Genomic DNA, 13,145 nt, shown 5'->3' with positions numbered 1-13,145 from the left:
AATGAAGAGAGGTCAGGTTTTGCTGGTGGATGATGATCCACTGATCCGCCAATCAACATCTCAATGGTTGCAAATGGCGGGCTTCGACGTGATTGCCTGTGATCGGGCCACCGAAGCGTTAACCCATCTGGATGAGCATTTTCCTGGGGTGGTGGTCAGTGATGTCAAAATGCCGGAGATGGATGGTCTGGAATTTATGCAGCAGGCCCGTTCTATCATTCCTGAATTGCCGGTCATTTTGATCACCGGCCATGGTGATGTGGATATGGCGATCGGCGCGATGCGTGATGGCGCCTATGACTTTATCGAAAAACCTTTTGTGCCTGAGCGGCTGGTTGAAACGATCAACCGAGCCTGCGAAAAACGTTTGCTGGTGCTGGAAAATCTGCGTTTACAGCAAGACTTAGCATCTCGGAGCGGCATCGACGGTAAGATTATCGGTATATCACCCTCTATTCAGAAGCTACGACGGGATATTCTTAAATATGCGGCGCTTAATACCAATGTCATTATCTATGGCGAAACCGGTAGTGGTAAAGAGCTGGTGGCCCAGTGTCTGCATGAATTTAGCCTGCGCAGTGAGCGCAACTTTGTGCCGATCAACTGTGGTGCTATCCCTGAAAATTTGATCGAGACCGAACTGTTTGGCCATGAAGCGGGGGCCTTTACTGGCGCCGCGAAAAAACGGACCGGTAAGTTTCAACACGCGGATGGTGGTACGCTGCTGTTGGATGAGATCGAGAGCATGCCGGCCAACTTACAGGTGAAAATCCTGCGCAGTATCCAAGAGGGGATGATTGAACCGCTAGGGTCAAATAAGCAAGTGCCGGTGGATCTACGGATTATCGCCGCATCTAAAGCCGACCTTTCAGTGGAAGAGAATTTCCGTCAGGATCTGTATTATCGTCTGAATGTCTCTTGCCTTTATCTTTCGCCGCTGCGTGAGCGCACCGAAGATATACCACTGCTATTTGAATACTATGCTCGCCAGGCGGCAACCCAACATGGCCGTGAATTACGGGCAATTACTCGGCAAGATCTGACCAATCTGCAGCAACACCCTTGGCCGGGTAATGTCAGGGAACTGAAAAATATCGCCGTGCGTTATGCGATCGATGACACCCTACCCGTGGCGGACCTGATCTACCCTGAAGCGGCGATCGAACCGATGGGCATTGAGCGGATGGAAAGTGGGTTACCGTTGGCGGCTCAGGTGGCTAATTTTGAGTATAAAGTGATCTGTGATGCGTTACGGCAACATAACGGTAATATTAAGGCGGTAATGGAGGTGCTTGATCTACCTCGGCGAACACTGAATCAAAAGATGGTTAAGTATCAAATCGACCGCGCTCAGTTTATCGATGATAGTAAAGAATAAGAACGGTGTGACGGCTCTGTTATACCTATTCACCTTCAATAAGCAAAAAATTGCTTATTGACCCTCCATTGCTACAAATCTGTGCTTAACTTTAGGGTGAAGCACGAATTAAGTCGCGGATTTTGTCGCTCAGGCGCTCAATGTACCGGGTTATAAGCAAGATATTGCTTATGCTTGATCGTCGCTATAGGCAATATTTTGCTTATTGAGCTTCTTTGTGAAATTGCCTATTGATGGATAATTGTTAGTTATCAATAGGTTATATTTTTTATTGGAAGTTGGCATTAGCATTGCTTATAAAGTTAAAACACTAACAATAAATTTTAAATCCCGAGTGAAGGAATCCAACATGCAAAGCAGTAAACGAACTCTGATTAAAGGTATTGGCCTTGCTATGACATTAAGTGCCGCGCTGGGCGGTGCTACGATGGTACAAGCAGCAGATAATCGCTCTTATATTCTGGCAACCGCTTCTACCGGTGGAACCTACTATCCTGTCGGTGTGGCGCTGGCGACCCTGACTAAAGTAAAACTCGAACCTAAACATAAAGTGTCGCTGTCAGCGATTAACTCTGCAGGTTCTGGTGAAAACATTAAGTTGCTGAGCGAAAATGAAGCTCAGTTTGCCATCCTTCAAGGTCTATACGGCGCTTGGGCTTGGAATGGTGAAGGCGCATTTGCACAAAGCGGCCCTAAGAAAAACATCCGTTCAGTTTCAATGTTGTGGCAGAACGTTGAACAGTTTGCAGTTAAAACTGATCTAGCGAAAACCGGAACCATTGATGATATAGCGGGCCTTGATGGCAAGAAATTCTCTATCGGTAAGAAAAACTCAGGAACAGAAGGCTCCGGTCTACAGATTCTGGGTGGCTTAGGCGTTAAAACTGATAGCCTAGATATGGCTTACATGGGTTATGGCCCAAGTGCCGATGCTCTGCAAAACGGTACCATCGTGGGTATGAACATTCCATCGGGCGTACCTACCTCTGCGATTACCCGTGCGTATGCTGCGCTGGGTAGTGATATGACCGTATTGGACTTTACCGATGAGCAGATCAAAAGAGCTAACGGTAACTACCAGTTGTGGACTCGTTATGTGATCCCTGCGAACACATACCCAGGTCAGGTTAAAGATATTAACACCATGGCACAGCCTAACTTCTTGGCAGTACGTGATGATCTGTCAGAAGAAGATGTTTATCTGCTGACTAAATCGATCTATGAGAACCTGTCGTTCCTGAATGGTATTCACAAGGCAACTAAAGCGATGTCGCTAGAAAAAGCGATTGCCGGTTTGCCTATACCACTGCACCCAGGTGCTGCGCGTTACTACAAAGAAGTAGGGTTGACTATCCCTGCACACCTTATCGCTGAGTAATCAGCGTCGCTGAATCATTCAGCGAACCTGCCGGGGTCGATTATGGCCCCGGCTTGCGTTTTATGTTCACCGTCAACGGGATACCGTTATGAGTTCTATTGATACCCATACTGATCAGGAAACGGCTGCAAAGCTGAAGAGTCTGGAGCTGGTTCAGCGTCCGGAACATTCACTGACAGGCCGTTTTATTTACTGGGCCGGTGTAGTATTTGCACTGGCACATATCTATTTTAATACCCTCAGTACCGTTTCTGAACTATGGGTGTCTGCTATCCATTTTGGCGGCTTTGCAATGCTTTGTGCCTTGATGGTGCCAGCGATGCGCAGTAATACTGTGGCGGGCCGTCGGGTAGCACTGATACTGGATATCTTATTAGGCTGCGCCGCGATTCTCTGTACCCTCTATTTGATCGGTTTTGAGGATGCACTGTACGCCCGTGGCGTTAAGTTTGACGACCTCGACTGGGTGTTCTCGCTATGTGCCATCTTTATTGCACTGGAAATGGCGCGCCGTACCACCGGTTGGTTTATCCCTTGTATGATCTTGTTTGCACTGACCTACGTGTTTTGGTGGGGACAGTACATCGATGGGATTTTTGGTTTTCCCGGCCTGAGCTTGGAAACCCTGCTATATCGTAGTTACTTCTCTTCGGAAGGGATGTTCGGCCAGATCGCGCGAATTTCCTGGACCTATGTGTTTATGTTTATCTTGTTTGGCGCTTTCTTGGTGAAATCCGGTGCCGGCGACTTTATTATTGAACTGTCTCGCTGTGCTGCGGGACGGATGGTGGGCGGCCCAGGTTTTGTCGCCGTACTCGGTTCTGGCTTGATGGGCTCTGTTTCAGGTTCATCGGTTGCCAATACCGTATCCACCGGTGTTATTACTATTCCACTGATGCAGAAAGCCGGTTTCCCCGCGCGTTTTGCCGCCGGTGTTGAAGCCGCCGCATCTACCGGTGGTCAGTTGATGCCTCCCGTGATGGGTGCAGGGGCCTTTATTATGGCCTCTTATACACAGATCCCTTATGTGGATGTCATCTCTGTTGCTGCGCTGCCTGCGCTGTTGTACTTCCTGTCGGTGGGCTTTTTTGTCCGGGTGGAAGCGATGCGTAGCCAAGCTCAAGCGGTTGAGCTTGATACACGGCCGATCGGCGAAGTGTTCCGTGATGGTTGGCACTATCTATTACCGCTAGTGGTCTTGGTGAGCTTACTGATCTATGGCTTTACGCCAACCTATGCTGCGGGTATCTCCATTATTTCGGTCGTTGCCGCCTCTTGGTTATCGAAGCACCCGATGGGGCTTAAAGATATTTTCGATGCCCTCGCGCAGGGATCCAAGAATATGGCGACAACCGCGATGCTGTTGATTGCCGTAGGCTTAGTGGTCAATGTGGTTGCCATGACCGGTATTGGTAATACCTTCTCGCTGATGGTAGCCGATTGGGCGAATGGCAGTTTGTTAATCACTATCTTGTTGGTGGCGCTGGCGTCATTGGTGCTGGGTATGGGCTTGCCGGTAACGGCTGCGTATATCGTTTTGGCGACGCTGTCGGCTCCTGCACTCTATAATCTGATCGCTGAAATGCAACTGATTGAGATGATGGTTGATGGCACCTTGCCTGAGGTTGCTCGGACGATCTTCATGTTGGTCGATATGGATAAAGCGGCGTTACTGGCAGAGCCGATGAGTAAGATTGATGCTCAGCAGCTGTTGGCGATGGTTCCCGGTGATTTCAAAGGTCAGCTGCTAGAACAGGCGATTGATCCCGCCCGTTTGGCCATGATCTTGTTGGCAGCCCATATGATCATCTTCTGGTTATCCCAGGACTCCAACGTGACACCTCCTGTTTGTCTAACCGCCTTTGCCGCTGCGGCGATCGCTAAAACGCCGCCGATGGCAACCGGCTTTACCGCTTGGAAGATAGCCAAGGGGTTGTATATCGTACCGTTACTGTTTGCTTACACTAACTTTATCGGTGGCACCACGGCAGAAGTGATGAGTATTTTCTTCTTCTCTGTGTTCGGTATATACGCCTTGGTTGGCTTTATGGAAGGCTATCTCGAAAGCCCGCTTAACCTACTGCTTCGGTTAGTCTCTGGTGTGGCCGGTATGCTAATGCTTTGGCCTCATGGTGAATGGATGATTAGCACGGTGGGCCTGTTGGTCTTCCTCGCGCTGTTTATCTACAGCCGTTATAACCGTAAAGAGGAAGATGGCGTTGCTGTAACCGCTGGTTAATACGGTGGTTGTTATAAAAAAAACCGGCCTAATGGCCGGTTTTCTCGTTTTTTGCGCTAAATAATGGGAACAGTTACTTATTCCACGGGCGACAATTTGTTAAATTAGCCTCTTGATAGCTGATTCCTATAGGCTTGCATACTGGGTATGGCTTTTGTTTACGGCTGTTCTAATGCTATTGTCAGTAGAATCAAGAATGGATTGATTTTTAGCGGTCGACTGTGAATTGCTATAGTCGTCAGCTTTCGCTTAATTCCGGGGGGGAATTAAGCTGAATAAATGTTATGAAGCGGTCTCAATAAGACGCTTCTAACTCGCGGTAGGGACTATGTTAATAAAACTGAATGTAACACGATCACAGTTGTTTTTTCGTTTACCCACTATTATTGGCGTGAGTTCCGCGCTGCTGTTGTCGTCAATTGCTGCCGCCAATGATTCGAAGCAGGATGACTGTTATCGGCTATTTACCGCCACTAAATACCAAGAAGCCCGTGATCAGTGCCAGGAGCTTGCTGAACTTGGTGATGCCAAAGGTGCATTTCTATTAGCGACGATGTACTACCAAGCACTGGGTACGGAACGTGATGATCAGCGGGGCATATTCTGGGATCAAGTGGCGGCAGAAAAAGGACATCCAGAATCAGCATATCGCTTAGGACTTGCTTATCAGTTAGGCCAGGGCGTCAGTCAGAGTAATAGTCAGGCGCGTCACTGGTATCAGCAAGCGGCATTGGCACAGCATGCTAAAGCGCAAAAGTTACTCGGTTCCATGTTTGAATCTGGCGCGGCGGGTGAGAAGGATCAACAACGCGCCTATCAGTGGTATCTCAAAGCGGCTCAGCAAGGCGTTATGGGGGCACAGCTAAAAGTCGGCACCATGCTGTTAGAAGGGCGTGGCGTTAAGGCTAACCGAGCTTCGGCTCAACATTGGATTCGTAAGGCTGCCGAAGCCGGTAATTCTAATGCTCAGGTTGCCATGGGGGTTATTTTGGCAGAAGTTGACCCCGATGAGAGTTTGAGCTGGTATCAACAGTCGGCTGATCAGGGCAACGGATTGGCGCTTCAAAACTTGGCACTGGTATATTACGCCGGTCAGGGAGTTGATGCGGATCATGAGAAAGCAGCCGCATTGGCGCAACAGGCGCTAGATGCTGGGAATACCGAAGCGGCATCATTATTAAATCTTATTCGCTTAGAAACCGAACAGAAAAAGGTCGTCGAGTTACAAGCTGAAAAACAGCAGCTGGCACGGCAGATACGTGAGTCAATTCCAGATAATGGTTCAGGTGAGCAGCAACTGTTGTTAGCGACACTCTCGGTTGAAGATGAGCCATCTGAAACAGATATAAAAGATGCTCCACCCGTGTTATCCGATAAACCATTACCCATTGCATTACCCGTTGAAACCCCTGTTGAACCGCCAGCTGCAAGCGCTTCGACTACAACCACCGCGGCGTTAGAGCAAGAGTCATCACAACCCGTCGCTAACGTTGCAACGGCAGAGACTCAGGCCACACCGTGGCAACCTGATAATCAATATGCATTGGCTGATGGTTGGGTGATGGATAAATTGCCACCTAATTTCACCATTCAGTTGTTATACGGTACTGATGAGCGAGGTGTGCTTAAGTATATTGCCAAACATAAACTGCCGGACACGGTACGTTATTTCCGTACACAGCGTGAAGCAGGACTCTATTACGTACTGGTGTATGGAGATTATGAAAGCATCCCTGAGGCGCGTGCGGCTCTAGCAGAGATACCCGCATCAGCGCGTAAGAGTCATTGGATTCGTAAGTTCAGACGTTTACAGGAGCTTTACGTAGCCCCTTAGGCTGATGAATCTGTCAGCGTTTTAGGTTGCTGCACTCTTATGGTCGGTTGAAGTATTGACCTATCTTGCGTTGTTTTTTAGTCCTGTTGATCGGAAGTGATATGGCCCGTATTATTTTTTCTCTGTTGAGTGTGTTGTGCTTATATGCCACAGCGGTTGCTGCTGATGAGCAGAGTTGTCGAACCTTTTATCAGAATCAACAAACCCGTGAAGCGCTGCATCACTGTATGCCCTTGGCTGCACAGGGTGATGGGGAAGCCAGCTTTATTCTTTCTAGCCTCTATAGTCAGGGGTTTGAAGGGGGATCATCCGATCTACAACAGGCACTTAAATGGTTAACCCGTTCTGCTGAACAGGGTTATGCGCCGGGTTGCTATAACTTGGCGGTACTCTATGAACGGGGTGAGGTGGTTGACCGGGATCTCGGTGTGGCCTTTCGATGGTACCTTCAAGGTGCAGAATTGGGCCACCTTGCTAGCCAGCTAAAAACCGGTATTGCTTACCTTAAGGGAAATGGCACTCAACAAGACTATGTCGAGGCTAAACGCTGGTTAACTATGGCGGCAGATCGAGGTGATCAGAGCGCTAAGATTACCCTCGCGACACTGCTTAAAACGACGGAGCCGCAAAAATCAGTCAAACTCTTCCGCGAAGCCGCACAAGAGGGCAGTAACTTTGCTTTTTATCAGCTAGCGTTGCTGTTTCGTGAACCACCTGCTGGCTTGAGCAAAGACCTAGCACAAGCGCTTCACTATGCATCCGAAAGTGAGCGCTTAGGTTATGCTCCAGCAGTCGATCTTGTTGAAAGTATTAAACAGCAACAGGTGCTGGAAGAGGCTCATCGGATCTCAATCGCAGAGCATGCAGGTACCGAGTTAATGTCTGAGGCTGATAAGCCAGAGTCTCTCTCACCGAGCGTTGCGGAACCGGCATCTAGCACTTCTCTGCAAATAGAAACTCAGAAAACCGCACCTAACGAACAAGCGTTGAAAGTTGCAGCGGAAAAAATGGCTGCCAAGCAAGCTGCGGATGAGAAAGCTAAGGCTGAAGCCCTTGCTGCTAAGCAAGCTGCGGATGAGAAAGCCAAAGCTGAAGCCATTGTGGCTAAGCAAGCTGCGGACGAGAAAGCCAAAGCTGAAGCCCTTGCTGCCAAGCAAGCTGCGGATGAGAAGGCCAAAGCTGAAGCCCTTGCTGCTAAGCAAGCGGCCGATGAGAAAGCCAAAGCTGAAGCTATTGCTGCTAAAAAAGCTGCAGATGAGAAAGCTAAGGCTGAAGCTATCGCTGTCAAGAAAGCCGTCGATGAGAAAGCCAAAGCTGAAGCTATCGCTGCCAAGAAAGCCGCCGATGAGAAAGCCAAAGCTGAAGCTATCGCTGCCAAGAAAGCCGCCGATGAGAAAGCCAAAGCTGAAGCCATTGCTGCGAAGCAAGCTGCGGATGAGAAAATTAAGGCAGAAGCATCGGCAAGCAAAGATGTAATGGCTGGTTTACAGGACTTTACTTGGTTAATGGCTCAGCCGAGTAAACATTATGTTCTTCAATTAGCCCAGTTGAGCAGTAATGACTCGGTAAATGCCTATCTTCGCGATCATAAACTGCAAGGTAAGGTTAACTACTTCAAGGCGATCACCGCGGCAGGCAATAAGTATGTGGTGCTGTATGCGGAGTCGGCAGCTTCATTGCAAGGGGCTAAGCAGATAGCAGCTCAGTTGCCCAAAAAACTCTCTGGTATGGTCTGGTTTCGAACTTATCATGCGATTCAACATGCTTATAAACCGGTTAAATAGCGCGTAAAACGATATTGTCGGCAGGCAGAGGGCTTTCAGTTTTTAAACAGACGCTACGTAAAATGTATCGATATTCAAAGTAGATCAGTCCATGAGTGTGATTGAGTTTCAAGGATTTTAAATGCGTCAGGAATTTAAACTAGCGATTACCGCCGTCATTGTATGGTTCTCCTCGGTAAGTTTTGCCGCCGATAACGAGCAGTGTTATCAAGATTATAGAGAAGAGAGGGTGGTACAGGCCTATAACAGTTGCCTGCCGTTGGCTCAGGTAGGTGATCCTCAAGCGGCATTTATTTTGGCACGTCTGTATGCGCTAGGCGTTGAGGGCGGTGGGCCTGACTGGGAGAGGGCTGTTGAGTGGTTAACGCTCTCAGCGAAAGGCGGATATTCTGAAGCGGCTTATAATCTCGCCATTGCCCATCAGGTAGGTAAAGGGACTCCGGTAAACCTGTCAGAGAGCGTTAAATATTATCGTCAATCAGCAGAACTGGGTAATCCTAAGGCGATGCGTAATCTCGCGCTGCTATATGAAAAGGGTGACGGTGTTGAGCAAGATCTAGCTCAGGCATTTTCACTGTATCAGTCTTCTGCTGAAGCGGGGCTAGTCGATAGTCAGTTAAAACTCGGCTTGATGCTCTTTCAAGGCGAAGGCGTCGATCAAGATCAATTAGCTGCACGTCGTTGGATCGAACAGGCGGCAGAATCAGGCTATGGTCAAGCGCAGTTGGCATTGGCTGGCATATTGATTAATTCAGAGCCCGCCAATGCGATTGAGTGGTACCAACGGTCGGCTGCCCAAGGTAATCCCTATGCAGCTCATAATCTGGCCTTAGTCTACTCCGACGGATTTATGATCCCTCCCGATCTATTGCAGGCGTTGGCCTATGCGGATGTCAGTATCGAGTTAGGTAACCAACAGACTCAAGCCCTGTATGACAAAATACTCACCAAAATTCAGCAAGAAGGTATTAAAGAGCCGGCATTGAGTCATATTCAGGATGCTGCCGATAGTCAGATTGGCTCTGCGACTGAAACGGCAGCCTGGCTACGGGGTAGAGATTGGCTACAACAGCAGTTACCAGGTTTATACGCGATACAATTGGCGCGGCTAGCGAGTCAAAAAAGTGCCATACGCTTTATGACCGAGTATCAATTACAGGGTAGGGTGGACGTTGTACGTCTTACACCTGATGACTATGTGGTGCTGTTACAGGATAGTTTTGCTGATAAAACCATGGCGCAGAATGCTTATCGAGATAAACTTCCCCCAGCCTTAGTGAATGAAGCATGGGTTCGTAGCTACCGCTCGCTGTATGCCAAATAAGTTTAGCGATACGAGACGTGGAAAGTGAAGATACTGCTGCTGTCCGCCTACGATGCGGCGAGTCACCGTTATTGGCATCAGGGGTTGGTGAGTAATCTCAATCAGCATCAGTGGACGGTGCTCACACTGCCGCCACGTTACTTCTCATGGCGTATTCGCGGTAACAGCCTGAGTTGGGCCATGAATGAGCGAGAGACTCTTGAACAGCCTTACGACTTGATTATCGCTACGTCAATGACGGATCTATCAGCGCTAAGAGGATTTGTGCCTCATTTGGCGAGCATCCCGACACTGGTTTATTTTCACGAAAATCAATTTGCCTACCCGGAATCCGGAAGAGAGTATGGCAATGTCGAACCGAAGATTCTCAATATATACACGGCACTGGCTGCCGATCATATCTGTTTTAATACCGCCTATAATCGCAATACTTTTCTGGATGGTTGTCGCGCCTTATTGAAGAAACTGCCGGATCAGGTGCCTGCCGGTGTAGTTGAGCAGTTAGAAGAACGTTCATCGGTGCTTCAAGTACCCTTGCCGTCATCGGCCTATCTTCCCCATAAGCCTCAGCCGGGGCCTGTACGGCTGATCTGGAATCACCGGTGGGAGTATGACAAAGGGCCGCAGTTATTACTGAGTGCTGTCGAAGGACTTATTGCGGCGGGTGTAGATTTTCGTTTAGACCTCGTGGGTCAGCAGTTTCGCAAGCTGCCGGCGCCATTTGAGACCCTTAAAACCCTATTGGCGGATCAGGAAGGTCATTGGGGTTTCGTGGAATCGGTGGCTGAATATCGTCGGTTGTTGCAACAGGCCGATATCGTGTTATCCACAGCATTACATGATTTTCAGGGGATTGCCGTACTCGAAGGCGCCGCTGCTGGTGCGTTGCCGCTAGTGCCTAACCGGCTGGCTTATCCCGAGTTGTTTCCGGCAGGTTGCTGTTATTGCGATGAGGGTGATGAAACTCAGCACCTAGTGGCTGCGGTGGTGCGCTTTGCCAAAGCAAAACAACAGGGCCAGCTGGCCGTAGCACCGGATCTATCGGCTTTGAGTTGGCCGCAAATGTCCGTACCGTATGAGTGTTTGCTCAATCGCGTGGCGAATCTGTGCGGCAGCGATTCGCAACAGTTCAACGCATGAAAATAGTTTAGTGGCTCATCTTAAGAGATTCATATCTGGGTGTTAGCGACGGTATTCAATGGCTTCTGGGTTGACGGGTTTGAGCCTAAGAATATCGTGGATATCAGGGTCTTAGTCTGAGGATCACGCTCCTAGCGGCAAAAAACAGCTTTTGTTTAAAAAATGTACAATGCGCGCTCGACTTTAGGGGCTTAACTCTTTAAAGTGGCGCATTCTTTTACAATGCCGGTTTGGCACTGTGTAACCTGTACTTTTCCGGGCTCTTTATCAGGATTCTCTTTCAGTACATTCTTTCCAGAACTATCTTTTCAGGACTTATCCTTTGATCTCCTCCGCGAATATCACCATGCAGTTTGGCGCTGAGCCGCTGTTCCAAAATATTTCTGCTAAATTTGGCAACGGCAACCGTTATGGTTTGATCGGTGCGAATGGTTGTGGCAAATCCACCTTTATGAAGATTTTGAGTGGTGAGCTGACGCCAACGTCCGGTAATGTCTCTATGACACCGGGGGAAAAGCTGGGCATCCTTAATCAGGATCAGTTTGCTTTTGAAGAGTACACCGTTATCGATGCCGTGATTATGGGTGATACTGAGTTATGGAAAATTAAGCAGGAGCGTGAGCGGATCTACTCGCTGCCGGAAATGTCTGAAGAAGACGGCATGAAGGTGGCCCATCTGGAAGTCGAATTTGCCGAGATGGATGGCTACAGTGCCGAAAGCCGTGCTGGGGATATTTTGCTAGAAGCGGGCATCGCTGAAGAGTATCACTTTGGTTTGATGAGTCAGGTTGCCCCAGGTTGGAAGATTCGGGTGCTGTTGGCACAGGCGTTGTTTGCTAACCCTGATGTATTGTTGCTGGATGAGCCAACCAACAACTTGGATATTCATACCATCAGCTGGTTGGAAAATGTGCTTAACCAGCGTAAGAGCACCATGATTATTATCTCCCATGACCGTCACTTCCTGAACTCAGTGTGTACGCACATGGCGGATATCGATTATGGTGAACTGCGTATCTACCCGGGTAACTATGAATATTACTTAGAAGCCTCGGCGTTGATTCGTGAACAGTTGTTGACTGCGAACGCGAAGAAAAGCCTCGAGATGGATGAGTTGCAGTCATTTGTTAACCGCTTCTCGGCTAACGCTTCGAAAGCAAAACAGGCGAGTTCTCGGGCTAAGAAACTGGAAAAGATCGAGCTGGATGAAGTTAAAAGTTCTAGCCGTCAGTTCCCTTCTATCACCTATAAACAGGATAAGAGACTGCACCGTCAGGCGCTTATTCTGGAAGATATGGGTCATGGTTATGACGATGAAATGTTGTTCCGTGATGGTAATCTGATTCTGGAAGCCGGCGCTAAACTGGCAATTGTTGGTGAAAACGGTGCCGGTAAAACCACCTTTTTGCGCTGCCTGATGAATGAATTAGAAACCAAAGAGGGTACTGTTAAGTGGTCTGAGAATGCGTCTATTGGTTATTGCCCTCAGGATAGTACCCAGGACTTTAATTGTGATCTGACCCTGTTTGAGTGGATGTCACAATGGCGCACGCCCAAGCATGATGATTTGAAAGTACGGGCGATGTTAGGACGTTTACTGTTTACTGCGGATGATTTCAATAAGAAAGCGCGGGTCTGCTCTGGTGGAGAAAAGAACCGTCTATTGTTTGGTAAGTTGATGATGATGGATATCAACGTGCTGATTATGGATGAGCCGACTAACCATATGGATATGGAAGCGATTGAATCATTGAACCTCGCCCTCGAAGACTTTGACGGTACGCTGATTTTTGTCAGCCATGACCGCGCCTTTATCTCCTCGCTGGCGAACAATATTATTGAGATTAAAGATAATAAAGTGATTCACTTTCCTGGTACCTTTGATGAGTATCTGGATAACCAGACTAAATCATCTCAGGTCGCTTAACGATTATTATCAATCGTTATTGGCTAGCATTTAGTTAAAAAGCCCTCTCAGCTTTATCGCTGCGGGGGCTTTTTTACAGATAGATGATGGTCTGTTGGGAATCAGCCGCGAGTGATTAAGGGCGTGCTATTCATGTTTGCT

General features: G+C 48.4%; 8 protein-coding genes. All 8 read left to right on the top strand.

The genetic code is table 11. The features are described from left to right. Position 1: 1 nt before the first annotated feature. The 8 genes from KO512_RS07755 to KO512_RS07720 all read left to right on the top strand — a co-directional run bounded on the left by KO512_RS07755 (position 2) and on the right by KO512_RS07720 (position 13,004). Positions 2-1,378, top strand: coding sequence for a sigma-54-dependent transcriptional regulator (locus KO512_RS07755; RefSeq protein ID WP_215951758.1), 1,377 nt, complete (start codon positions 2-4; stop codon positions 1,376-1,378). Between the two features lie 349 nt (positions 1,379-1,727). Then, positions 1,728-2,756: a TAXI family TRAP transporter solute-binding subunit gene (locus tag KO512_RS07750; RefSeq protein ID WP_215951757.1), complete on the top strand. Its 1,029-nt coding sequence runs from the start codon at positions 1,728-1,730 to the stop codon at positions 2,754-2,756. Between the two features lie 88 nt (positions 2,757-2,844). After that, positions 2,845-4,995: a TRAP transporter permease gene (locus tag KO512_RS07745; protein WP_215951756.1), complete on the top strand. Its 2,151-nt coding sequence runs from the start codon at positions 2,845-2,847 to the stop codon at positions 4,993-4,995. Between the two features lie 328 nt (positions 4,996-5,323). Next, positions 5,324-6,829 (top strand): SPOR domain-containing protein, encoded by a 1,506-nt coding sequence (locus KO512_RS07740; RefSeq protein WP_215951755.1) that lies wholly within the window; start codon positions 5,324-5,326, stop codon positions 6,827-6,829. 101 nt (positions 6,830-6,930) lie between these two features. Further along, positions 6,931-8,613, top strand: coding sequence for an SPOR domain-containing protein (locus KO512_RS07735; RefSeq protein WP_215951754.1), 1,683 nt, complete (start codon positions 6,931-6,933; stop codon positions 8,611-8,613). A 121-nt stretch (positions 8,614-8,734) separates the two neighbouring features. After that, positions 8,735-9,937 carry a tetratricopeptide repeat protein gene (locus tag KO512_RS07730; RefSeq protein ID WP_215951753.1) on the top strand — a complete coding sequence of 401 codons (1,203 nt, stop codon included), beginning with the start codon at positions 8,735-8,737 and terminating at the stop codon, positions 9,935-9,937. 24 nt (positions 9,938-9,961) lie between these two features. Continuing rightward, complete coding sequence (locus KO512_RS07725) at positions 9,962-11,077, top strand: tRNA-queuosine alpha-mannosyltransferase domain-containing protein (protein WP_215951752.1); 1,116 nt, start codon at positions 9,962-9,964, stop codon at positions 11,075-11,077. 322 nt (positions 11,078-11,399) lie between these two features. After that, positions 11,400-13,004: an ABC-F family ATPase gene (locus KO512_RS07720; RefSeq protein ID WP_215951751.1), complete on the top strand. Its 1,605-nt coding sequence runs from the start codon at positions 11,400-11,402 to the stop codon at positions 13,002-13,004. The last annotated feature ends 141 nt before the right edge of the window (positions 13,005-13,145 follow it).

Source organism: Amphritea atlantica, from assembly GCF_018860855.1.
Classification (GTDB): Bacteria; Pseudomonadota; Gammaproteobacteria; order Pseudomonadales; family Balneatricaceae; genus Amphritea; species Amphritea atlantica_A.
This window is presented reverse-complemented; position numbering and strand designations above follow the sequence as displayed.